Source organism: Alteromonas antoniana, assembly GCF_019249295.1.
In the GTDB taxonomy this organism is placed as follows: Bacteria; Pseudomonadota; Gammaproteobacteria; order Enterobacterales; family Alteromonadaceae; genus Alteromonas; species Alteromonas antoniana.
Genome location: NZ_JAESDH010000017.1, coordinates 15,809 through 39,501 on the forward strand (window position 1 = coordinate 15,809; position 23,693 = coordinate 39,501).

24 protein-coding genes are annotated in these 23,693 nt (G+C 50.3%); 8 read left to right on the forward strand and 16 right to left on the reverse strand.

Translation table 11 applies throughout. The features are described from left to right. Window positions 1-30 precede the first annotated feature (30 nt). Entirely contained in the window at window positions 31-609 is a 579-nt protein-coding gene (gene rpoE / locus JKP77_RS14430; protein WP_218311868.1) for an RNA polymerase sigma factor RpoE, read from the reverse strand. Between the two features lie 197 nt (window positions 610-806). Here rpoE and nadB point away from each other — a divergent pair, with 197 nt between their 5' ends. Then, a complete protein-coding gene (gene nadB, locus JKP77_RS14435; protein ID WP_218311869.1) occupies window positions 807-2,468 on the forward strand; it encodes an L-aspartate oxidase in 1,662 nt (553 codons plus the stop codon). 213 nt (window positions 2,469-2,681) lie between these two features. Here nadB and JKP77_RS14440 read toward each other — a convergent pair whose 3' ends face one another. From JKP77_RS14440 to JKP77_RS14450, 3 genes are read right to left on the reverse strand one after another with little or no spacing between them, the layout of a single operon-like run. Then, the gene (locus tag JKP77_RS14440) at window positions 2,682-3,569 is read right to left on the reverse strand and encodes a MaoC family dehydratase (protein ID WP_218311870.1); all 888 of its coding nucleotides are present in this window, start codon (window positions 3,567-3,569) and stop codon (window positions 2,682-2,684) included. Then, window positions 3,566-3,949 (reverse strand): protein YgfX, encoded by a 384-nt coding sequence (locus JKP77_RS14445; protein WP_218311871.1) that lies wholly within the window; start codon window positions 3,947-3,949, stop codon window positions 3,566-3,568. Before JKP77_RS14445 ends, JKP77_RS14440 begins: the two co-directional genes overlap by 4 nt. A gap of 55 nt (window positions 3,950-4,004) precedes the next feature. After that, the gene (locus JKP77_RS14450) at window positions 4,005-4,256 is read right to left on the reverse strand and encodes an FAD assembly factor SdhE (RefSeq protein WP_218311872.1); all 252 of its coding nucleotides are present in this window, start codon (window positions 4,254-4,256) and stop codon (window positions 4,005-4,007) included. A gap of 210 nt (window positions 4,257-4,466) precedes the next feature. Here JKP77_RS14450 and ygfZ point away from each other — a divergent pair, with 210 nt between their 5' ends. Both ygfZ and JKP77_RS14460 read left to right on the forward strand, forming a co-directional pair. Then, the gene (ygfZ, locus tag JKP77_RS14455; RefSeq protein WP_218311873.1) at window positions 4,467-5,462 is read left to right on the forward strand and encodes a CAF17-like 4Fe-4S cluster assembly/insertion protein YgfZ; all 996 of its coding nucleotides are present in this window, start codon (window positions 4,467-4,469) and stop codon (window positions 5,460-5,462) included. A gap of 60 nt (window positions 5,463-5,522) precedes the next feature. After that, a complete protein-coding gene (locus JKP77_RS14460; protein WP_218311874.1) occupies window positions 5,523-6,008 on the forward strand; it encodes an FKBP-type peptidyl-prolyl cis-trans isomerase in 486 nt (161 codons plus the stop codon). Window positions 6,009-6,127: 119 nt separating this feature from the next. Here the strand turns inward: JKP77_RS14460 and JKP77_RS14465 are convergent, their stop codons facing one another. Both JKP77_RS14465 and nadE read right to left on the reverse strand, forming a co-directional pair. Next, complete coding sequence (locus tag JKP77_RS14465) at window positions 6,128-6,466, reverse strand: P-II family nitrogen regulator (protein ID WP_218311875.1); 339 nt, start codon at window positions 6,464-6,466, stop codon at window positions 6,128-6,130. A 6-nt stretch (window positions 6,467-6,472) separates the two neighbouring features. Continuing rightward, window positions 6,473-7,309 carry an ammonia-dependent NAD(+) synthetase gene (gene nadE / locus JKP77_RS14470; protein ID WP_218311876.1) on the reverse strand — a complete coding sequence of 279 codons (837 nt, stop codon included), beginning with the start codon at window positions 7,307-7,309 and terminating at the stop codon, window positions 6,473-6,475. A gap of 236 nt (window positions 7,310-7,545) precedes the next feature. Here nadE and JKP77_RS14475 point away from each other — a divergent pair, with 236 nt between their 5' ends. Beyond that, window positions 7,546-8,091 (forward strand): GspH/FimT family pseudopilin, encoded by a 546-nt coding sequence (locus JKP77_RS14475; protein ID WP_218311877.1) that lies wholly within the window; start codon window positions 7,546-7,548, stop codon window positions 8,089-8,091. A 111-nt stretch (window positions 8,092-8,202) separates the two neighbouring features. Here the strand turns inward: JKP77_RS14475 and JKP77_RS14480 are convergent, their stop codons facing one another. Further along, window positions 8,203-8,556 (reverse strand): type IV pilin protein, encoded by a 354-nt coding sequence (locus JKP77_RS14480; protein ID WP_218311878.1) that lies wholly within the window; start codon window positions 8,554-8,556, stop codon window positions 8,203-8,205. 219 nt (window positions 8,557-8,775) lie between these two features. On the opposite strand from JKP77_RS14480, the gene JKP77_RS14485 reads away from it, so the two are divergent. Genes JKP77_RS14485 through JKP77_RS14500 form a run of 4 tightly spaced genes read left to right on the forward strand, consistent with a single transcriptional unit; the run spans window position 8,776 to window position 11,422 of the window. Further along, a complete protein-coding gene (locus JKP77_RS14485; RefSeq protein ID WP_218311879.1) occupies window positions 8,776-9,312 on the forward strand; it encodes a prepilin-type N-terminal cleavage/methylation domain-containing protein in 537 nt (178 codons plus the stop codon). Next, window positions 9,303-9,914, forward strand: coding sequence for a prepilin-type N-terminal cleavage/methylation domain-containing protein (locus JKP77_RS14490; protein ID WP_218311880.1), 612 nt, complete (start codon window positions 9,303-9,305; stop codon window positions 9,912-9,914). The genes JKP77_RS14485 and JKP77_RS14490 overlap by 10 nt, the downstream gene beginning before the upstream one ends. Beyond that, window positions 9,898-10,932: a hypothetical protein gene (locus JKP77_RS14495; protein WP_218311881.1), complete on the forward strand. Its 1,035-nt coding sequence runs from the start codon at window positions 9,898-9,900 to the stop codon at window positions 10,930-10,932. Before JKP77_RS14490 ends, JKP77_RS14495 begins: the two co-directional genes overlap by 17 nt. Next, the gene (locus JKP77_RS14500; protein ID WP_218311882.1) at window positions 10,922-11,422 is read left to right on the forward strand and encodes a prepilin-type N-terminal cleavage/methylation domain-containing protein; all 501 of its coding nucleotides are present in this window, start codon (window positions 10,922-10,924) and stop codon (window positions 11,420-11,422) included. The genes JKP77_RS14495 and JKP77_RS14500 overlap by 11 nt, the downstream gene beginning before the upstream one ends. 109 nt (window positions 11,423-11,531) lie before the next feature. On the opposite strand, the gene JKP77_RS14505 is transcribed toward JKP77_RS14500, so the two are convergent. The 9 genes from JKP77_RS14505 to ileS all read right to left on the reverse strand — a co-directional run bounded on the left by JKP77_RS14505 (window position 11,532) and on the right by ileS (window position 23,623). Next, on the reverse strand, window positions 11,532-11,993 hold the full coding sequence (locus JKP77_RS14505) for a type IV pilin protein (RefSeq protein WP_218311883.1): 462 nt from the start codon (window positions 11,991-11,993) through the stop codon (window positions 11,532-11,534). Window positions 11,994-11,996: 3 nt separating this feature from the next. Continuing rightward, the gene (locus JKP77_RS14510) at window positions 11,997-16,067 is read right to left on the reverse strand and encodes a PilC/PilY family type IV pilus protein (protein ID WP_218311884.1); all 4,071 of its coding nucleotides are present in this window, start codon (window positions 16,065-16,067) and stop codon (window positions 11,997-11,999) included. A 15-nt stretch (window positions 16,068-16,082) separates the two neighbouring features. Then, a complete protein-coding gene (locus JKP77_RS14515; protein WP_218311885.1) occupies window positions 16,083-16,646 on the reverse strand; it encodes a PilX N-terminal domain-containing pilus assembly protein in 564 nt (187 codons plus the stop codon). Next, the gene (locus JKP77_RS14520) at window positions 16,643-17,488 is read right to left on the reverse strand and encodes a PilW family protein (RefSeq protein ID WP_218311886.1); all 846 of its coding nucleotides are present in this window, start codon (window positions 17,486-17,488) and stop codon (window positions 16,643-16,645) included. The genes JKP77_RS14515 and JKP77_RS14520 overlap by 4 nt, the downstream gene beginning before the upstream one ends. Then, window positions 17,485-18,105 carry a PilV family protein gene (locus JKP77_RS14525; protein WP_218311887.1) on the reverse strand — a complete coding sequence of 207 codons (621 nt, stop codon included), beginning with the start codon at window positions 18,103-18,105 and terminating at the stop codon, window positions 17,485-17,487. Before JKP77_RS14525 ends, JKP77_RS14520 begins: the two co-directional genes overlap by 4 nt. A gap of 759 nt (window positions 18,106-18,864) precedes the next feature. Further along, window positions 18,865-19,809 (reverse strand): 4-hydroxy-3-methylbut-2-enyl diphosphate reductase, encoded by a 945-nt coding sequence (gene ispH, locus JKP77_RS14530; protein WP_218311888.1) that lies wholly within the window; start codon window positions 19,807-19,809, stop codon window positions 18,865-18,867. Between the two features lie 9 nt (window positions 19,810-19,818). After that, the gene (gene fkpB, locus JKP77_RS14535; protein WP_218311889.1) at window positions 19,819-20,277 is read right to left on the reverse strand and encodes an FKBP-type peptidyl-prolyl cis-trans isomerase; all 459 of its coding nucleotides are present in this window, start codon (window positions 20,275-20,277) and stop codon (window positions 19,819-19,821) included. A 12-nt stretch (window positions 20,278-20,289) separates the two neighbouring features. Further along, the gene (gene lspA, locus JKP77_RS14540; RefSeq protein ID WP_218311890.1) at window positions 20,290-20,811 is read right to left on the reverse strand and encodes a signal peptidase II; all 522 of its coding nucleotides are present in this window, start codon (window positions 20,809-20,811) and stop codon (window positions 20,290-20,292) included. Continuing rightward, window positions 20,804-23,623: an isoleucine--tRNA ligase gene (gene ileS / locus JKP77_RS14545; RefSeq protein WP_218311891.1), complete on the reverse strand. Its 2,820-nt coding sequence runs from the start codon at window positions 23,621-23,623 to the stop codon at window positions 20,804-20,806. The genes lspA and ileS overlap by 8 nt, the downstream gene beginning before the upstream one ends. Window positions 23,624-23,693: the final 70 nt, after the last annotated feature.

Genomic DNA, 23,693 nt, shown 5'->3' on the forward strand with positions numbered 1-23,693 from the left:
AGCTGTTAGTAACCTTCATTTCAGAAAAGTTCAATTTTCTAACAACGGTTGTATAACTTTATCAATCGCCTCCCTGGCGCGGAAAATTCTTGACCTGACTGTACCGACAGGGCACGCCATCACGTTGGCGATTTCTTCATAACTCATGCCTTCTATCTCGCGTAACGTAATAGCCATACGTAAATCATCTGGCAGCTTCTCTACCACGCGAAACAGTGTCGCTTCAATCTCATCGGTCAACACACTGCGTTCCGGTGTCGACTGCTCTTTAAGGGCATCACTGCCTTCGTAATAATCTGCTTCCTGTGCGTCGACGTCACTGGCGGGGGGTTTACGCCCTTGTGCAACCAGATAATTCTTCGCACTGTTAACCGCTATTCGATAAAGCCAGGTATAAAACGCGCTGTCTCCGCGAAAATTCGGCAGAGCACGATAGGCTTTAATAAATGCATCTTGCGTGACATCAGCCACATCTCCGGTATTTTTCACGTACCGGGATACCAGGTGCATCACTTTATGCTGATAGCGGGTAACCAGAAGATTAAAGGCGTTTTTATCGCCGCTCTGGACCTTTTCAACAAGCTGTTGATCGGTTATCTGCTCGCTCATTCGAGCTATTACTCCTTAACGTCTACTACACGATAGCTCTCGCAAGCGTACATGTAGACTATCCACTATGATAAAAGTTCTATATGCGGGCAGTTTTTTTTAAAAAAACGCCTCTATCGGTCCAAACGCGATTGTGTTTTACACCTCATCCTTTAGACTTGCCGAACCTTAGCTTTTAATTTCTATGCTAAAAATACATGAAATCAGTGTCGTCTTCACTACCTAGTACATCAAGTTCCATTGAACATCGCTGCGATGTATTGATTATCGGAAGCGGAGCAGCCGGATTAAGTCTGGCATTAAAGCTGGCCGATCACTGCAATGTTATCGTGCTTAGCAAAAGCGATCGTAATGAAGGTTCGACCCGCTACGCACAGGGCGGCATTGCTGCCGTTTTCGATGAACAGGATTCGATTGATGCGCACGTGCAGGATACGCTCCTTGCTGGCGGCGGACTGTGTGATGAAGCAGCAGTCCGGTTTACCGCCGAACGTGCGAAATCAGCACTGACATGGCTTATCGGCTCAGGTGTTCCCTTTGATACTGAAAAAGACGATAAAGGCGAAGAGCGCTATCACCTGACCCGTGAAGGCGGACACAGCCACCGGCGAATCCTGCATGCCGCTGACGCCACTGGCGAAGCGCTGCAGGTTACTTTGAATGACGCCGTATCAGCACACCCGAATATCCATATTTTTGAGCGCTACAATGCTATCGACCTGATCCCATCCAAAACGACTCCCGGCCAGATAAACGGGGCGTATGTGTGGAATCGACAGCAGGAACATGTTGAAGTCATCCGGGCCAAATTTATTACGCTGGCCACTGGCGGCGGCAGCAAAGTGTATCAGTATACCTCTAACCCCGATGTGTCCAGCGGTGACGGGATTGCGATGGCCTGGCGCGCAGGGTGCCGGGTGGCGAATATGGAGTTTAATCAATTCCATCCAACCTGCCTGTATCATCCGCAGGCCAGGAACTTCCTGATTACGGAAGCGCTGCGCGGTGAAGGGGCAAAGCTCTGTCATGCCGATGGCACGCCGTTTATGACGCAGTTTGATGAACGCGGCGATCTGGCACCACGGGACGTAGTCGCCCGCGCGATTGATTTTGAAATGAAGCGGCTGGGCGCAGATTGCATGTATCTGGATATCAGCCATAAACCCGCTGACTTCATCGTTAAACATTTCCCGAACATTTACAGAAAATGTCGTTCGCTGGGTATTGATATCACCCGTGAGCCAATTCCGGTTGTACCAGCCGCGCATTATAGCTGCGGTGGCGTCATGACGGACTTCAATGCGAAAACCGACCTGGACAATGTCTATGCCATCGGTGAAGTCGCATACACCGGCCTGCATGGTGCTAACCGAATGGCCTCAAACTCGCTGCTGGAGTGCGTGGTGTTTGCCAGTGCTGCGGCAGAAAACATCCTCACTCGTCTGAATGACGTGACGGCGGAAGAACCCATTGCCCCCTGGGATGAATCGCAGGTGAGCAACTCAGACGAAGAAGTTATCATCCAGCATAACTGGCATGAACTAAGGCTTTTCATGTGGGATTATGTCGGTATTGTGCGTACCAACAAACGCCTCGAACGGGCGATGCGCCGGATCCAGCTGCTAGAGCAGGAAATTGCGGAATATTACGCGCACTTTCGGGTAAGCAATAACCTGCTGGAGCTGCGTAATCTGGTGACGGTAGCAGAGCTCATTGTCAGATGTGCTATGCAAAGAAAAGAAAGCCGGGGATTGCATTTTAATCTGGATTATCCCGAAACCAGCGATAACGCCGAGCCCTCTATTCTGACGCCGTCGAAAAACAGACAACAAACTGAGCCCGGCACACTCAGTACCTGAATATAAATATCACATTGAACGCTGCCGAATTCGTCATGTATGCGGCATCTTACTAGCGCGCCGTCGCATTTCACGATGGCGCTTTAGATTTCCCCCCAGCAAGTCAGGCAACATCGGCGAGCTCCTTATCCGCAAACCTGTGCGACAATCTATCGTTAACCGTGATTTGAACTGCCTACAGCGCTTTCAGCGCCCGGCAAGCCTTCCTGATAGTCAGCGCGTCGCAAGAAGCGTAAATACCTTCCCGCGAATGTGACAATGCTCGCCGTCATCAGAAACGAGCCTGAAGCCTGCCGCCTTCTGCTCATCATTGTCAGCTGACATGTCATTGACAAGGTGTACGGTTGCCGGCAGGAAGACAGGTTTTTCAAATTCGGCGTGTAGTCGGATGTTCTCAGAGCTGCTATCCATGCTATCTGCCAGCGCGGAATAACTTCGCGCCAGAGTCCACATTCCATGAGCAATGGCGTGCCTGAAACCAAACATTTTGGCGGACAGGCGGCTCAAATGGATAGGGTTACTATCTCCTGAAACGCGCGCATACCGGCGTCCTGTATTCTCCGGCACAGAAAATTCTGATATCTGTTTTGTCTCAGATGCTGCTGCCGCATCTTGCCGTGGTTTAACGACTCTGGCGCCGGCCGGCTCTACATGGGACGCTTTTACCCGGGTTAAATAGGTACTGGTAGCGTCATACACACACTGCCCTTGCTGAAAGGCTGTGATATTGATATCGCATTCCCAGCCTCTTGGGTGCTGGCGGACACCGGTAAAGCGAACGCGCAACTCCACTGGCAATTGCTGATCAAAGGTGTACTGGGTAACGTCATTTCTGATATGAACCAGGCCCAGCAGCGGAAACGGGCTTTTTTTATCCAGCAGGCATGCCATTTGTAACGGCAACGATAACGTTTGAAGGTAACAGGGATGAACCCTTTTATCGTTAGCCCAGCCTACAAGTTCGCAATAATCTGCGTAATGCTCAGGCTCAATGGTAATCGTCTTGTTGTAAATTCTTGCCGGTAATTGCGGTGGCTTAAACTGCTGCAATGGCTTTTTATCAACACGCTTTGCCAATGCTCGTAAATACAAAGAAATCATGTTTTCTCCCTGACATGCCGCGAGGTGCGTGATATTTGCCGGCATAACCTTCGATAATCGCGTTCGCAACACTGCGAACGAAAAATCCAGCGATGAATGGTTCGCCCTCTTGCAGGCTTCAGAAACAGGTAAATGACCAGTGCGGTGACCCTGGATTGATGTTCAATAACAAACGGGTGTTCCTCAACCGGCTTGCGGTCAATTGCTGTTCGGATAAGGATCCCCGACTCGTCCAGGCTGAATTGCTCGACAGCAGGTTGGCCGGCGTTCGCTGTCAGCAGAGCAAAAAATCCAGCAAAAATCAGGATGGTCCACGCCAGCCACTGGGGCACCCAGCTCCACACAGGCGCTGGCATCATCACAAACATGAGCGCAGCCACTGCGACCGGTATTAACCTTTCGAGTGGGTAGCGACACAACGAATGAATTGTCAGATTACACTTTGACACGCTTGATTATGATATCCACCATCTCGGCCAACTCCGGGTCTTCACATTTCTGATGGCCCATAAACCAGGCAAACAGATCAGGATCGTCACTGGTAAGAAGGCGTTCGAACGTTTCCTGTTTTTCATAGTCGAGCCCGTCAAACGCTTCCTCGACAAAAGGCAGCAATAAAACATCGAGCTCCAGCATGCCGCGGCGGCATGCCCACTTCAGTCGCGCTAATCGTTTTGGTGTAAACATAGATCACTACTTAGGTTATTAACGGGCAAATCATATCACGCGCAAGTCAACGAAATCACTGTCCTTTTAACAGGAATTTGTGCTTTTCCCTTGCATATTGTCAATGCCGCCCCATCTTAAAACCATTGTGATAGTTGATGTCAGTTCGACAACGAAAAACAGGCAGCCATACAGCCTTAGCGAACTGTAAGTTTTGACCAGGAGATCACCATGGCGACACTGTCGCGCTTAAGCGAACTCAATAGTAATGCCGTCATTCCACTGCCACATTTTGGGGTTGTCTCCCTAAAGGGTGAGCAATGCGATGAGTATCTGCATGGGCAGTTAACCGTTAATACCAAAACACTGACAGACTCTCAGGTTCGTCACGCTGCGCACTGCGACTTTAAGGGAAAAGCGTGGGCGTTGATGACGGTGCTGCGCCATCAGGACCAGGTGTTATTGTTGATGAACACCGATGCGCTGCAACATTCTCTGGCGCAGTTACAAAAATATGGCGTATTTTCGAAAGTCGACATCGAGGATGCCTCAGCGACGTACAGCCAATGGTTTGTTACTGGCGAGAAAGCACAAGCACATTTGAAATCACACTTCCCGACGTTGCCAGACACAGCGATGAGCTCAGTGCAGTCAGAATCGGGGGTGGTATTTCGCACCGACTTTCCCGCCAATGGCTATTGGGTAATTACCCAGGACGCCGACGCCCTAATCACGCCAATACGTAACGATGATGGGATTACTGAATACGGTCAGGAAGTTTTCGAGGCTATCTCAATAGCGAACGGGCAACCTGACGTGTCGGGCGAGTCAGTGAATCAGTTCGTGCCGCAAATGATGAACCTGCAAGCCTTGTCTGGCATCGATTTTGACAAGGGTTGTTATATGGGTCAGGAAGTGGTCGCCCGCACCCGCTTTCTGGGTAAAAACAAGCGCGCAGCCTACAGCTTTTGTGTTCCCGGGGCGACATCTGTGGCTGTGGATGGTATCGTAGAAAAACAGGTTGGTGAGAACTGGCGACGAGGCGGAACCATTATTCGTGCGGCTTCTCTGGGAGAAGAGTCCTGGATTATGGCCGTGCTGAACAATGATACTCAGCCGCAAGATAAGCATCGCTTAGCGGCGTCCCCGGATCTCGAATTTACACCAATGACATTGCCTTATTCTGTTGAAGAAGAAAAAGGCAGCAACATCAAAGGGCGAAAATAGCCTTACATTCACAAGTACTGCGTTGCCGAGGGCCAGTACTGCAATTAAACAGGAACTATTATGACAATAACCTCCGACAGCGTCGTCACACTGCATTACAAAGTCTCCGCAGAGGACGGCACCGAACTGGACTCTTCATTCGGTAAAGAGCCTTTGACAGTTCTGCATGGCCGCCGTTTCCTGATTGAAGGTCTGGAAGAGGCGCTCGAAGGTAAAGACAAAGGCGAGAGCTTTTCTGTTTCTGTGGAGCCTGAAAAAGCTTACGGACATCGTGTAGATGCGCTGGTACAGCGTGTGCCTAAAACCATGTTCGAAGGCATGGAAGTAGAAGTAGGCATGTCTTTTCGCGCCACCACGCAACAGGGTGAGCAGTCTGTAGTCGTTATCGAAACGACAGAGGATGATGTAGTGGTTGATGGAAACCACCCGCTGGCAGGCATACCACTGACATTTGAAGTGGAAGTGGTAGATATTCGTGAAGCGACGGCGGAAGAGCTTGAGCATGGCCACGCGCATGGTAAAGATGGCCACAGTCACGATCATTAATTGCTGAAACGCTGTTAATAGTAAACAGACAAATAAATAAAAAAGGTGGCTTTAGCCACCTTTTTTATTTTCAGGTTACGATGACGTAACGCTTTCCGTTTTCCCCATGTTGAGGCAACTTAAAGCGCATCGTCGTCGTGTTCACCGGTACGGATACGAATAGCTGTATCGACATTGTAAACAAATATTTTACCATCACCAATTTTGCCGGTTTTGGCTGATTGCTCAATAGCCTCGATCGCCTGTTCGACAACATCGTCTGCCAATACCAGTTCAATTTTAATTTTGGGCAGAAAATCTACCTGGTATTCTGCTCCACGGTATAGCTCAGTGTGACCTTTCTGACGCCCGAATCCTTTTACTTCGGTCACTGTCATACCGGCAATTCCAACCTCAGCCAGCGCTTCCCGCACATCGTCCATTTTAAAAGGTTTGATAATCGCTTCAATTTTTTTCATAGCAGCCTACTCGTAGTCATAAATGGTTGGAATGGGAACGCGTTTGTGTTGCGTTCGCGCATAGATATAAAGCAACTTCTCTTCCACTTCAGCAGACACGTTTTTCCCTTCAAGAAAATCATCAATTTGATCGTATGTCATGCCTAACGCCTGCTCATCCGCTTTTTGCGGCGTCAGGCTTTCAAGGTCCGCAGTAGGCGCTTTGTGTATAATAGTAGAAGGCGCACCAAGGTGTTCAGCAACTTGACGAACCTGCCGCTTACTCAAACCGAACAAGGGGGCCAAATCACACGCACCATCACCATACTTTGTGTAAAAGCCGGTAATATTTTCAGCGCTGTGATCTGTGCCCAGTACCAGACCGTCGACCATACCGGCAATCTCATATTGAATTACCATGCGGGTACGCGCCTTCACGTTCCCTTTTACGAAGTCCTGCTTGCTCTGATCATCGGGCAATATGCCTGCTGCAGATAGCGCTTCAGAGGTCACGTCGTGGATGGCATCGGCACCGGGCTTTACATTGACGCTTAGCGACACCGTCGGGGCAATGAAGTCTATAGATGCCTGCGCATCCTCTTCGTCTGCCTGCACGTCGTATGGCAGGCGAACAGCGACGAACTGATAGGTTTCGTGATGCTCGTCATTCAGCTCATTCACTGCAAGCTGTGCAAGCCGGCCCAGCGTACAGGAATCGATGCCGCCACTGATCCCCAGCACCAGTGCATTTAACCCTGACTGCTTGAGTTGCTGTTTAATAAAAGACACGCGGCGCGCTACCTCGAAATTCACATCAATTTCTGGCAGCACCCTCATCTCGTCTATCACTGCTTGTTTCTGCATCGTAAAATCCACTTGTTAAGAATGGCGTCCTGATATGCTGAGTTTACGCTAAAGCGAACATTAATGTCAGCAAACGATTGATACATAAGGAGAGAGTTGTCACAACTTAGTGCAAAAATGCATCACATTGTTATTATGCGGGTATCATGAACGTGACGCACCCCTCACTTCAGATACCTTTATACTATAATTTTAGTTTACGCTTATCTGAGATAAAAGTTTCCGGAGAAATTCTGATGCGTAGCCAGCACGGCATGACATTAATTGAAATGCTAATCTCACTCTCAATTATTGCAATCCTGCTAACGGTTGTCGCGCCATCCGTACAATCCATTTTAAAAAGTAATAAGGTGACCGCTGACGTAAATAACCTCAGCGCGCTGGCCAGGCAGGCCCGCTTTACTGCGATTAATGAACGTGCGGATGTTGTTATGTGTCCTACAACAAACTATTCGAGCTGCTCAGGCTCCTGGACCAATGCCAAAATGGTTTTTATTGATGACAACGGGAATGGTAACCGCGACGCGGATGAACGATTAATAGCCAGTACTGACCCACTTAGCGAAAGCAATCAAATAAGCGGCATTTCGGGCAACCTGTTATTTTTGGATAACGGCGGCATCGCCAAAAACGCGGAAATAGTCGTATGCCCTGGCGGCGGTGATGCCAAAACCGCATCGGCTCTGCTCATGTCTTTGTATGGACGCATCACCACAGCGACTGACAGTAACAATGACGGTATTAAAGAAAACGCCTCCGGGGCAAACCTTAGCTGTTCATAGTCGGCGCTGAGGTATCAATACTGCGCTGTTATAGAGAGCTACCGGCGGTAAAACTGCTTTCGCAAAGACGGCGACCACAACAAAACCAGAAAAAGAACGGTTAAAACCAATCTACTGCCAGCATCGGGCGGGCTGACGCGAGCTACTGGTAATAGTCAGCTCGTCGCATCCGCTATCTGTGTCAATTGCACTTATCGCTTTAATCGTGAAATCGTGACTGTCAGCACTTACCACCTGCACAGAGAATCTTTTATCCGTGACGCCAGGCAATGATGCTGCATAGCGCTGCGTCAGCAAATGCTGCGTGGCCTGTTCAGCTTCAAGATGAATAAGCGCCGCGCGCATGGCATACAACCTTTGCGTATTGCTCTGTGAAAAGTAAGACGCGCCGCCAATAGCCGCGAGAATACCGCAGATTGCCAGCACGATGGCCATTTCAACCAATGTCATTCCGTTGTGTTTCATCTCCCCTCCCTGAGAGTCTGCAAGATAAAAAAGCCTTCTGCCGCCCTTCAGTGACGGCGTCGTGTATCCGCGATTGCCGGTGAAGCTGTCATTCAATTAAGGTGATTATTCAGGTCACGATAGCAATGACGCGACCTGCACAAACTCTGCCCTACCGTTCAGCTTCGCGCTCTGTTCTCACCGGATACAATGACAATACGTTAACACCGGAAGATAAAAATGAAACGTGAACGATGGACCAGTTCAGCATTGCGGGAAGGTTTTACGTTACTTGAATGCCTGATAACGATGGCATTGGTTACTATCATTCTAAGTACAGCAGCACCCTCGCTTTACCAGTGGCTGCAACGCCAGCATATGGTAACGCAGACCCGCGAAATCGGACAAATGCTGAACATCGCCAGCAAACAAGCGGTGCAAACAGGTGAGCCGGTATACGTTGCCGCAGTGACAGGCAGAAACTGGTGTTTACGCCTGAGCCATTCAGCCACATGCGAGTGTCGTTCAGGACGCCACTGCAAGCCGCTTGCTGAGAAATACCTTCTAGAAGCTGACTCGGCGGATAGTTATCTGGCAGCGGGCAGGCACACGACACCGCTGGCAAAATTTGAGGCAACGCACGGGATGAGCATGGGCTTTGCCACTACCCTGTCAGTATATGCCGGGACGTTTGAAAGCAAAGTTATACTGAGCAATCTTGGGCGCGTTCGTTTTTGCATGACGCCATCTGCGGAAGGACTGCCCGCATGCTCCTAGCCCGCGGTTTCACGCTTACCGAGATGATGATGGCAATGACCATAAGCAGCGTGTTTTTTGTCAGCGCCACCGGCATTAGCGCCAGTCATTTACAAAGACAAGCGGTGTTACACCACAAGCTGGCATTGTTGGACGAGATCACGTTACTGGAACAGGCAATTTCCACCGAACTTCGCCGCGCCGGTTTTATCAGCCTGCCGCTGACTGACTATCTGCTTTCAGCGGATATGCGACTCCCCTTTAACAGGGTAGATGTTGATGCCTTTCCGGGTGAAGATACCCGAAGCTGCATCACCTTCTCCTACGATAAAAACAAAAACGGCGCGCTGGACATTTCATCCCCGGCAGAACAGCTTGGGTTTCGACTCAGAGATAAGACGATTGAATACAGAATGTCCGGTCGCAGCTGCGGACAGAGTGGCTGGCAGGATCTCAGCACACCGGGAAAAATAGCTGTTACCGCATTTTCTGTAGACGGCCCTTACCCGGCAACCTATGGCGTTTTTTTTGAAATAGCGCTTCGCGCGCAAGCTGTAGCGGCACCCTCGTTACAGCATCAGACGCAGTTTCGTGTGGATGTGGCTAATGTGTCTTACCGTTAAAAAACAGCAAGGCACCACTTTGCTGGTGCCAGTGTGTTTGCTGCTGACCCTCGTGACGGCAGCGGTAGTGTCGTACTCGAAGCAATTACGCCACCATACCGTTTCCCTGCAGCGGGATGCACAGCGCAGCGAACTTCATTTTACTTCCCAGGCATCGCTGGCTCGGACACACCAGGCCCTTGGTTCAACAACGCGCTGGCAAACGGCACTTACCCCCTCACAAAGAAGCATAATCAGCGAACATCAGAAAATCGATATCCGCGGCGCTACAATAACGCTGTTTTCGCTTTCGGCCACGTCCGCCGATGATTTATCTTCCATGTCGGACATCCAGTCGATGAGTATCGTCAGAAGTCCCGTAATAAGAGCGTATCCCACGCACGCTGCGATAATTGCAGCGGGGATGAATCCAACAGCAGAAATGACTCTGACTGGCCTTCCTCTGACCAGGTCGGCGTTATGGACACGAGATGCGCCTGCGCCATCTGAAGCGATACAGCAGCACTGCGTAAGCTCCGCCATGACAACGTGTCAGCCACTGACGCCGTCATACTCAGCTTTTCCGGATGATATTTTCACGTACCTGTTCGGGATACCCCGAAGCGTCTTTTATGCTGAGACCTTGCCCGGCAGCGACACGCTCACAGATTGCGGGAGCATTGCCTCAGTGCACACACGGATTATCTGGATAAGTGGAAATTGCCATGTCCCTGTCGGCGTACAACTGGGTTCTGACGACAATCCGGTGCTGCTGATTGTTGAAGATGGACATCTGAGCCTGGCATCGGGAGTTACCGTGACAGGAATGCTGGTCACCCTGTCGCGACGCAGTGAATTACCTAAGGACATTATTCAGCACAGTACCAGCGAAATTATCGGCGCAGCAGTGGTTGCTCAGAACCTGTCCGCTCGCAGTATATTGCGCGTTACCTATTCGAAAACGACACTGACAACCCTGCAAAATGCAGCGTATACGCAGCGCGCATCATTTCTTTCAGGGAGCTGGCATGACTTCTGAGGTACTTGAGTTTCATCATCCCGAGCGTGGCTTCAGCCTGATTGAGTGTCTGGTCGCCACGCTGGTATTTACGCTGAGTTGTCTCGGTGTATTTTCGCTGTATCAGCAACAAATTGCTTCGACCCAGGCTCTTGTTCAATGGCACGTTGCAAAAGAAATCGCGTCAGCGAAAGCCAGCGACTTACAAAAGCAACTGACGGATCCGCACAGCACTATCGCTGACATTAATGATGATACCGGAGGGGAACTTGCAGCCGGACGAACAACGATTACCAGAGAGGGGCGTGACTACAACCTGCAACGACACTGGCAGGTAACAACAGTAAAATCCGCCGGCTCTACATTGAAGCTGGCGTCTATTAACATTTCGCTCTCAACCAGCAAAAGGACAGCCGACGCAACACAACACGTCATATTGTGGCAATCCGTCCCGCCGCTGTTACCCCGCTCTGAAGATTTTAATCCTGACAACGGAGAAAGCCTGCCATAACCAAACCCAGAACCTTTGCCCTACCTCAGTGTTATCTGTCTGGCACCCTACATCACTTCAAAATAATTGGTTTGCGCACCCAACCCGTTAAGGCAGATTCGAATCTTCCCTAACAGGCCCAACAATATTCGGATGCGCTAAGTGTGCCGTTCGCATCTTTATCCCAGCCTTTTCGACCGTCGCTGAAGTAGAACAACGCACCATCTCCCGCCTGCCCCCCTACCGGAGTCGCCTTAATTTCGAAAGACACGGCATCAGCGGATTCTATGGTTAAGTTATATCGCTTGTTTTCGGCCGGCTCCGATGCCGGAGAGTAAGAGGAAAAAATAGCCGGGCTACCTGTGTTACCTCCGCTGGTAGCTGCCCCCTCATAGCTGAATGTGCCGCTGTGATGCCGCTCCATTGCAGCCGCCAGTGCCATCAGATCGCTTTGTCCACTGCCACGATAACCATCTTTAATGACCGACTGATAAGACGGATAGGCAACCGCTGCGATGATACCGATGATCGCGACCACTATCATCAGTTCGATAAGTGAAAAGCCCTGTTGCCGGCGTTGCTTATGGTACATTGTTTAATCCCGCTCTGTTTCGGTTTTCCAGCTACCGCGCTGGATCCGTTCAAACTTACCATAGATGTTCCGGGCCAGACACGCAAAGTCAGAACCACAGTCCTCTTCTTTACCATCCTCATCCGTCTTGGTTACTGCTGACACGCACTCGGTTCCTAAGCAGACCACAGGCTCAACAATCTCTTCAATGAGAATTTTGGTTTCCGGTGCTATCCCGGTCTGCTTTAACTGGGCATACCGATCTTCTCCATCCAGCATATTATTCTGGTTGAGATCGTCTACCGCATTGCCATTAAACATATTCACCAGATAAGCACGGCTGTTACCCGTGGGTGGGGCGCAAGCACTGGTACTGCTGCTGGCCGGCACATAGGTGGTAAAAAAGATTTTGTAGTCAATTATCAGCGGCGAAGCCAGCACTTTTTCACCGTCTGTGGTCAGGTTCAAATACCAGCCTGCTTTATCCGCAAATTTTGCTGCCTCAAGACCACTTTGGGTGGGATCCGAGCTGCTTAAAAGATGGCCTGTTGCATCATACAAACTGCTTTCAGTAATACCGGTATTGAAGGTATAAAGTCCATTTTCATCAAGCTCAAACACACCGGTGTCTTTAAGCATATAGAAGCGGTCGTTCACCACCGTATCCAGCGGTGAGGCTCGCCAGCCACTTCCGAGCGCGACGCCGTAGTAGATCTGATCGCCAAGCGCAACCTCTGTCACATCGGGACCATAAAAGAAGCGGCGGTTGTTTTCAGCAGTCGTGCCACCAAAGTCCGCCAGTCTTGCGCCTTTGATGAAGTCATTGCCGGATTTTCCGTTATAAATATCGAGACGGAACAGTTGGCCACCCAGATCTGCCACGTACATGTGATCAGCCAGGCCGTCATTGTCACGATCAATCACGGAGATTCGACCAGGAATGCTGTAATTCATGTTACTTAAGTTAAGATCGGCGTCGGCGTTACTGGCATGCCAGAGCAATGCACCGGTATCGGCATCAAACATAAATACCGCGTTACCAGTGGCGTCCTCAGCCCTGACCGTTCTTCCGTCCTGCTCAGGATCGTAACCTCCGCCAACAATCATTACATTTTTCACGCTACCACCAATATTCACTTTGGTGATTGTCGGACGTGACCAGCTCTGCCCCAGCTTTTCAAGGCCTGCGCTGCCGCCCTCAATTTTGAATTTGAGAGCCGGAGAGGATTTCGCAGTCACATCAAACACATAGTAGTTTCGGCCGCCACGTCGCATTCCCAGATAAAGGTACATGCGCCCTGCGCTTTCCCGCAACACCATATCACCATCAAGCCCATAGATATGATTAAAGCTGGAGTTGTCTTTGTAGAAGTCGAGCACGTTGGGCAACAGCTCCCGCGGCATTACAGCAAAGTTTTCTTCGCCGGTATAGGCATCAATACTGTGAAGTACCCCGTGGTTTGTCGCCACAAAAATTGCCGAATCTGTGGCGCTGTAATTCACGATAACCGGCTGGGAGTGAATCGGGTCGCCCATTTGAAAGCGCACATCGGTAATGTCGCCATCGCCATCGACGTCCTTCACATCCACTCCGCGGGCCCACTTAAGCAGTGTTTCCCGAAGGACTTCCGGATCAGGTTCCGTCGCCAGCCCCATATCTTCCACCGAAATACTGGTGTTGTCCTCATGCAAACGGTTACCGGAACTGGCAATGCCGCCGGCGGAGTCAAATACATAAAAGTTCCGGCTTGCATTAAGTTGACTTGCGGCACCGCCTTCACGAACATCATTACCGTCTGACAAAACCGACCAGTAACTGTGAGACTCTTCTGCAAAGAAACCGGTCACACTGTCCACGGCGTTTAACCCGCGTTGATCTAATACCGTGTCACCATCAAGGCGATACTTTTTAAGATTTCCCGGCCAGATAGCCCCTTCTGCGGGCTTGAACAAGGCAAAATACAAATCGTCCCGGTGAGTCAGGCGGTTCAACTGGTTTACCGCTACCCCCGGTGACACGAACGTGGCGTTAATGTCTTTTACCGAACGCAGAATCGTCTGAAAGGCTGTTAGCAGTTCGGTACTATCTGACGCTTTGTAGAAACCACCGCCGCTTTGCACCGCCAGTTGATTCAGGAAATTGTTGGCCGTAGTGTTTGCCGCGAAACCGATAGTGTGAGTAATTACCCGACGATCAATGACCGACGTATCCGACTTACTGATATTTTTCACCAGATCGAGGCCGCATTTTTCGCCTCCGCTGCCGGTGCAGCCTTTGCCGAGCAACGTTTCTATTTCATAAACACTGTGGTTATTATTGGCCTCGCCGTCTGACAGCAAGACAATGTGGTTATTGGTCTGGCATTGTAGATCCTGCACAGGTGACACGTACGTCGCGCCCGTAGGAATGTACTCGTTGATACAGTCGCTGTCAGACAAATTGTCGTCAGTGCATCCCCATGGCCTTACCGCATCATCACCAAGATAAGATGAACGATGACTGACACGGGTATTTCGTCTTACGGTATTGGAAACGTTACTGTTGCCTCGCGATAGACCATAGTACACCGGCATGCCGCCATAATAGCTGGCTGCTTCGTACAGCGTATCGACGATGGGTGTCAGGCCGCTGGCACGAAGATCATCTACCTTACTGATTAAGTGTTCACGTACCGTAGAAGTTACCCCCGGCGTTGCGCTGCCGTTGAACTTCACCACCAGTCGAGGCGATGAAGACGGCCGCCCATTGTAAGAATATGCCCCTCGCTGCCCATAAAAATCGCTGAGTACAAAACCCATCGCATTCCCCGGTTGCCAGCCCGGACGATTGACAATTTCCTGGACGATGGATTTTAAATCAGGCGTTTGATAATCGCGGTTGCGATAAAAATCAGGCATATTCCAGTAAATATCGCTGGTCTTCGGCAGGTTTCTGACCATATACCGTTTATGAGGATGAAAATCGTCTGTATCGTCCTCTGCAATCCCCTGAATTCTCGCACCAGCACTATACCATCTGTCGCTATCGTAGGCGGTAAACTCCAGGTATGCTTCAGTAACTACTGCCGCTTGTGGAATATTGACGTTTTCGAAGCGCAGGCCAATGTAGTCGTTGTAATAGTCATAAAATGTTAGTTCGCTTCCGGTAGCATCGTAACCGTTCCCTTTTTCTTCAACATTATTTTTCGTTGAAGAGATCTGATAAATCGCCTCGCCGCCGACACAGCCTGTCGCGGTAGACTCATCATAAGAAATAACCAGTTGCGGAGCGCCACCCGTACCGCGATCATATGATCGGGCATAACGTGCGCTGGCACTGTCTGCGCTGCTGGCTTCCAACAACAGGCTCAGATCCTGCCCGCCGCACCAGTCGCTTTGATCAACAATTTCCTGGATCACCGCAGAAATATCCGGACTGGCGATAACCTCATCGGAACCAGGGAAGTCGTTATCGGAAGACCAGTCTATTTCATTTAGCGTTCTTGACCGCGAGGAAATGTCATTACTGCCACCACTGAAACTGCTGCTGTCACCACTTAACTCGCCCCGGATGATGATCGAAGTCGCTGGTAGATTCATCTGCGCTGAAGTAAAACGCAGGTATGCACTGGTGATTGTCGCGCCCTGAGGAATATTTAACTCTTGGAACCGAAGCCCGGTATGTACCGTGCTCGAACCGAAGCTGATCGCCAGCGTGTTGCTATTAACATTGACAGAGCCGTCAATTTCAAACGCATCATCTTCATTGTCAGAAACCGAAGTGACTATCTCCGGTCTGATCGGCTCATCGATATTCTTTATCGGGAATAATACCGGACCGCCATAATCAGAAAAACGCATTAATCCGGCGTTAATGTTAGTCGCCGACCCAAGCGCTTCTTTCAGCGCGTTTTGGACCCGCAGCATCCGCGACTGGTCTGTACCGTCAGTTGCCGTCATACTGCCAGAAGTATCCATGATAAACAGTACATTAGGATTGTAGGTAACTGCGGATGATGACGTCCCAAGATAGATATCTAAATCATCACCGAATGCTGACCACCCAATACAGCTGAACATCAGCGTGGAAATAAACCATTTACTAAACCATTTCATTTTGGTGCCCTCATATTACTGCGAGGCCGGCGCAATTACGGATGCAGATAAAGAATTTGCGACAATAGAAGAGCTGCCTTCCACTTTGCCGCAACCGCGGATGATAAAGACGTGACAGGTAACATTACTTCCACCTATCACGTTACTGGAGCCTCGACATGCCTGCTCACGCACAAACGCAGTGCGCGACCAGCTTTGTGTCGAAGGCGTAGACTGATAATTACCACCAGCGTTATGTTGGCTGCCGGTGGTTAACCCTGACGCTGTCATCTGGCGATTGGTCCAGTCAGCATCGTTGTTACAGCTAAGTTCAGCAACAGATAGATCAAGGGTGTTCCCCTGCCTTGCTTCCGAGAGAGGATCCAGTTTGGTGTCGTCTGCCAGCAAGACTTCATCTTCAGACTCAAAAAATACCCCGGCGATACCTGCCTCAGCGGCGTCAAATGCCATGCCACCCTGCTGCATAGCGACCGCCATTTTAGACTGTGACAAACTGCTGGAAACGGCGCTTACCCCCAGAATAGTCAGTGACAACAAAATTAACAGCGCCAGAACCATTACCAGTCCTTGCTCTCTCATCGCGAACTCCTCACAAAATTCTTCACATTGCGTAACGCTACCGTCTTCGTGAAAACCTGATAATAGTGTTGCTTATCCAGGGTCTTCTTATTCTCGTTAAGAACCGCAAATTCCGGCGCAACCGTTTGTGTAACCTGATCATCATAGCTGCTGAGCAGCAGGCCAAAGCGGATAGCCACAACCTGCTGAAAGTTATCACGAAGCGCGGGTAGAGCTTCCGCTGTCACATAGGTGATTGGTTGCCCCAGCGAGGTTTCAGCCCGGTCGCTGACACCATATTGCAATTGAAAGCTGTTAACGTTGTCCAGCAACACCACCGAAGAACTGGTAGATGCTGAAGCCTTCAGGCCTCGCAATACCCTGCCGTCGTAGCCGGTACAGGTCAGTTGTTCGCCGGACACCTGAAAATGATTAACGACATGAAACTCGTCGCCGCCGTATCCGTGCTGATTTCCAGCGCAATCCTCAGTATCCAGCATGCTGATCACCACACTGTCATTGGCACCTGATGCACCCTGAATACTCCCCAGTTCAGCACTGGCAGCGAAGTCTCCGGGAAGCGCAATAGGACGGTTTTGCACCCAGGCTTCTTCAACTACCGTATCCACACTCTTATCGATTGACGCAGATAACGAGTCATAACGGCCTGCTTCAATAAGCTCTTTCGTCAGCCGAATGCTGATAAAGCGCCCGGACTCCTGGACTTCTGCTACCGCCTGATTGAGGTTATTTGTGACCTGGCTGCTGACTAGAACCTGAATAATAGCGCCGGTAATAATGGTTCCCAGCAACAGGGAGATCATTAACTCGACCAGAGAAAACCCATAATTACGGGTACTCATAGCGTAATATCCTTGTACACACAGGCACTGCTGCTTCCGCTATCAGGATTACAACGAGCGTTTAGGGTATATTGCTGGTTGGCGGAATTGTTCACCGGCCACCGAACGGTAATCTGTATTCTGGAACCCGCGCTACAAACGTCAGCATCACCGCCATTATTGTCGTCGCAAGACACATTCAGCGTCATACTCGGATTCGTCTGCACTGTGGCACAGGACAATGCCCAACCATCATAAGCGGCCATATCGACTTCACTGCATTCTCCGCCTTCACAGTTTGGCACACCACCTGGCCGGCTAAGGCAATAGCATTTATAAGGGTGCGATCCCGCACAACTCAATCCCGAAAAGTTGTAATTATCGGATGAAAAATACGCATCATTTGCAACAATTCCGTCGCCCTGAATGGCCGGCCGCGCTGCGGCACGCAAGCGTTCAGCAACCTGCTGCGCCACCAGTTCAGCCTGCGTCCGGCTGATAGCATCTTTATTAGCAAACGAACCGGTAAACTGGAGCGCTGCAACGCCGAGAAGTCCTACAGCAAGAATAAAAAGCGTGATAAGAATCTCAATCAGGCCAACGCCAGCCTGAGCCACGGGACTTGTGGCTGCGGGCATTGTCGCCCTGATAGATTTGAAATTCCGACTTTGAATCACTACCGCACCGTCAAACATTAACGAATTTACCTGTGTAACTATAGTAAAGCATCTTGACCAGACACAACGTATTAGATGTGATCATAACGTATAGCGTATGTGAAATATGGGATACCGCATTTGGAGCGTGACCTGGCAGAAGGGACTGTGACATGGACACAGGAGCTTGGAAGTGAGTGCAGGCATGCCAGGTGGCCGCAACGAAAGTCGCTCTTGCGAAATAATTCGCTCTGAAAACAACAACCTTGCCGTCATGAATGCTTCTCTGCAAAACGCCGGGCTGTCATCCAGCGGGTATTAGACCACTGCATGAACATGTGGGCGCAAAAGCAGAAAATAAACGCGCTGAGTAATCACACATTAGTGCGGATCGGCATGACTAAGCGCACGATATTAATTCCAAACGACGTGACATCGCTTGGCACTGCAGCATGTACCGTCCTCACGCGTTGTTTTCTGAATAGATATTCCGCATTGACGCTGCGTTAGATACCAAACGTTTTTAGCCGTAAACACCTGCGGCTAGTCAGGCTAATGCACGATGGGCAACGCGCGTTGACTCGTTCGCGATATGGAATCTTGTATTCTTGCCACCAACTAACGCCAACGCTAAGCGGAATTTTACGATGTCCAACGCTTTTTATTTTTTCATTTTCAAGACAGGCAAAGCCCGCTGCGGCAGGTTTTCAACACCGCAAGCTGAAAGCAAAAGCGAAGTCGTTACCCTACCTGTTTTACCCGCAATTCTTTCGGCACAGCAAACTCGACGTTCTCTTTTCTGCCTTCTCTTTCCGTCGCTTTCACGGCACCGAGTGAAAGCAAATGGTCTACCACACCTTTCACCAGGACTTCCGGAGCCGATGCCCCTGCCGTTACGCCAACGTGTTTAACGCCATCGAGCCAGGCGGGCTGAATGCAGTTAGCGTCGGCAATAAGGTATGCCGTCGCGCCAACCTTTTCGGCTAGTTCGCGTAAGCGATTTGAGTTAGAGCTGTTTTGTGCCCCCACTACCAGCAAAACTTCGCAATCGTCAGCCAGTTCTCGCACCGCGTCCTGACGGTTCTGAGTGGCGTAGCAAATATCATCTTTGCGTGGTCCCTGAATTGCCGGGAAACGCTCACGCAATGCATCTATCACATCAGCAGTGTCATCTACTGACAACGTGGTCTGGCTGCAGTAGTACAAGTGCTCAGGATCTTTCACGTTCAGCCTGCCCACATCTTCCTGAGACTCAACCAGATAGATCCCACCTTCAGGATTATCATACTGGCCCATGGTACCTTCTACTTCAGGATGACCAGCGTGACCAATCAGGATGCACTCTGTGCCTGTTTTGCTGGCGCGGGTGACTTCCATATGGACTTTTGTCACCAATGGACAGGTCGCGTCAAACACTTTCAGGCCACGGTCTGCGGCTTCATTACGCACAGCCTGAGAAACACCATGCGCAGAAAAAATGACAATTGAGTCATCCGGCACTTCGTTTAGTTCATCAACAAACAACGCGCCGCGCTCCTTCAGGCCATCGACGACAAATTTGTTGTGAACCACTTCATGACGAACGTAAATAGGCGGTTCGAACATCTCCAGCGCCCGTTCAACGATAGTGATTGCGCGGTCAACACCCGCACAAAAGCCACGGGGATTGGCCAGATGAATTTGCATATTATGCTCCTACGCGTCCGCCGTTCGCAGGCGAACATCAATAATTTCTACGTCGAAAATTACCGTTTGACCGGCTAACGGGTGATTGAAATCCACAGTAACAGAATCACCGGCTACGCTGCGAATAATTCCCGGCACTTCGGCACCACCCGGCTGAGTAAAAGCCAGGATCATACCCTCTTCAACCTTTAAATCACCATCGAACCGGCTACGATCCATATAGTGAACATTATTGGGGTTAGGCATGCCGAACGCGTCTTCCGGTGCCAGGGTAAATGCCTTTTTGTCGCCCTTACTCAGCCCCATCAGACAGGCTTCAAAATTCGGGGTAAGGCTGCCGTCACCAATCACCATTTTGGCAGGTTTGTTATTCACCCGGGTGCTGTCTGCGGCAGAACCGTCTTCCAGCTTCAGATCAAAATGCAAAATGACTTCACAATTCTCACCTACGCGTAATGCATCTGTCATATCAGCTCCCGTTTACTTCTCGCCCGCAGCATTTTCGCCAGCGGTTTGTTTATTCTCACGATTTACAAACATATCGATAATCAACAATGCCGCGCCGATGAATATTGCACTGTCGGCAATATTAAATGCCGGCCAGGACACGTTGTTGATATGAAAATCGAGAAAGTCGATCACATAGCCATGCACCACGCGATCATAGACGTTACCCAGCGCCCCCCCCAGAATGAACGTAAACGCCACTGGCAGTAAACGCTGTTGCTTAGGTGACTGTTTCAGCCACCATAAAATCATTGCGCTGACGGCCACGGCTATCGCCGTGAAAAACCAGCGCTGCCACCCTCCGGCGGTATGCAGAAAGCTGAATGCCGCACCGTAATTGTGAACGTAAGTGAGGTTAAAAAACGGCAACACCTCAATGGAATCATACAGCTTCATGCTGCCGGTAACAGCGTATTTCGACCACTGATCCAGTACAAAGACGATGGCGCTGATCCATAAGAAACGCAACCCGGTGTCGCTGAAAAGTTTACGCATAATGACGCACTTCTCCTTCGCCATCGACATTTGTTACACAACGTGAGCATAGTTCAGGATGGTTACTGTCACTGCCCACGTCGGTTCTGTGATGCCAGCAGCGGACACACTTTTCACCTTCGCTTTTACCGACTTCAATCCACAAGCCATCGACACCCGTTGCCTGTGCCGCCTCAGTTTTCTCAGATTCGCTGTGCAGCGACACGCCTGAGGTGATCAACACAAAGCGAAGCTCATCTTCCAGTTTCGCCAGGTCATTTTGTAGTGCATCGTTGGCATACAGCGTAATGTCGGCTTCAAGAGAGCCGCCTAAACGACCGTCCTTACGCGCCTGCTCCATTGCCTGGTTAGCAGCCTCTTTGACTTTCAGTACTGTCTCCCAGTAAGCATCGCTGAAGGTATCATCAGCGGTAAAGGCCGACAGGCCCTCATACCAGGTTTCGGTAAATACAAACTTCGCACGTTCGCCAGGAATTTCTTCCCAGATTTCCTGTGCAGTAAAACTGGTGATTGGCGCCATCCAGCGCACCAGCGCTTCTACAATATGGAACAGGGCTGTCTGACACGAGCGACGGGCATTACTGTCCTGCTTCGCGGTGTACTGACGATCCTTGATGATATCCAGATAGAACGAGCCCAGTTCAATGGAACAGAAGTGCATCAGCTTCTGGGTAACCACCAGCAGATCATATTTTTCGTACGCAGCTATCAGTTCTTGTTGCAGTGCATTCGCACGCGCCACAATCCATCTGTCCAGCGCCACCATCTCTTCTGGTTTCACGGCATCGGCCGGGGTAAACCCGTTCAGGTTAGCCAGCAGGAAGCGGGACGTATTACGCAGACGACGGTAGCTGTCCGCAGCACGCTTCAGAATTTCATCAGAGACCGCGATTTCACCGCGATAATCAGTTGAGGCCACCCACAGTCGCAGGATATCAGCACCCAACTTGTTGGTGACTTCCTGCGGCGCTACCACGTTGCCCAGTGACTTTGACATTTTTTTGCCGTGAGCATCCACGGTAAAGCCGTGGGTCAGCACTTCTTTGTAGGGCGCATGACCATGCATAGCCGTGGACGTCATCAGCGAAGACATAAACCAACCGCGATGCTGATCCGAGCCTTCCAGATATAAATCGGCTGATGCCGGAATGTCGTCACGGCGATCGACAACAAAGTAATGCGTCACGCCTGAATCGAACCAGACATCCAGGGTATCCAGCACTTTCTCGTACTGTGTAGACTCGTCACCCAGAAGTTGGGCATCATCGATATCCCACCATGCCTGAATGCCCGATTGCTCTACCTTCAGGGCTACCTGCTCAATCAGTTCAGCGGTATTTGGATGCAATTCACCGCTCTCTTTATGCACGTACAGTGGAATTGGCACCCCCCAGGTACGCTGACGGGAAATACACCAGTCAGGACGGCCTTCGACCATTTTTTCAATGCGATTCTGGCCCCAGTCAGGGATCCATTTGGTTTGCTTGATTTGTTCCAGCGACGCGTCACGCAGACCGTTCTTGTCCATGCTGATAAACCACTGCGGCGTAGCGCGGAAAATGATCGGCGTTTTGTGACGCCAGCAATGCGGGTAACTGTGCTCGTATTTAACGTTAAGCAGCAGATTGCCTTTCTCAGCCACCGTCTCGATGATGGCGTCATTCGCTTTAAATACAAACTGACCACCAAACAAGGGGGTATTGTCCAGGTATACGCCGTTATTGCCTACCGGGTTATACACTTCGATGTTATAGCGCTTACCTACGTTAAAATCGTCTACACCATGCGCCGGTGCTGTGTGCACACAACCCGTACCTGATTCAGTCGTAACATGATCACCGAGGATCAGAGGAACCGTGATATCCAAAAACGGATGATTGACTTTCAGCGTATCCAGCGACTCACCCAGACAGGTAGCGACTTCTCTGAAATCTTCTACGGCATAGCGGGTCATGCAGCTTTCCAACAGGTCCTGCGCGACGACAATCCACTCGTTCGAGGGTTTCATTTCTACCAGTGAGTACGTCAGTTCTGGGTGTAAGCTGATAGCGCGGTTAGCTGGCAGTGTCCAGGGTGTCGTGGTCCAGATTGCCACACCGGCTTTGTGCGCAGTTAAATCATCGGCACTCACGCCAAATGCAGCAGCAATCGCATCTGTGTCTGCGACAGGGAATTTTACATCAATCGCTGGAGATACTTTGTCTTTGTATTCGACTTCGGCTTCTGCCAGCGCAGAACCACAGTCCGTGCACCAATGGACAGGTTTAAAACCTTTTTCCAGATGGCCGGATGAGACGATTTGTCCAAGCGCTCGGATAATGTCAGCCTCTGAGCGATAATCCATGGTCTTGTAAGGATTGTCCCACTCACCGAAAACGCCCAGACGTTTAAAGTCAGCCATTTGGCCGTCAATTTGCTTTTGTGCATAGTCGCGGCACTTCTGACGAAACTCTGCAGCTGTCACCTTCTTGCCCGGCTTACCGACTTTTTTCTCCACCATCAGCTCAATTGGCAGGCCATGACAATCCCACCCGGGAACGTATGGTGAGTCAAAATCAGACAATGTCTTGGATTTTACAATGATGTCTTTGAGGATCTTATTTACCGCATGACCAATGTGAATATCGCCGTTAGCATACGGGGGGCCGTCATGAAGAATGAACGGTTTTTTCCCCGCTTTCGCTTCACGAATTTGCTTATACAACTCTTCGTTATTCCACGCTTTCAGCATATCCGGCTCACGTTTGGCCAGGTTACCGCGCATTGGAAACGGTGTTTCCGGGAGATTCAGTGTGGCTTTGTAATCACTCATAAACTTGTTTTATCCATCGGCTTTGCACGCTGTTGGCAAAGCATTACTTTTTGGCAAATTATGGGAGCTG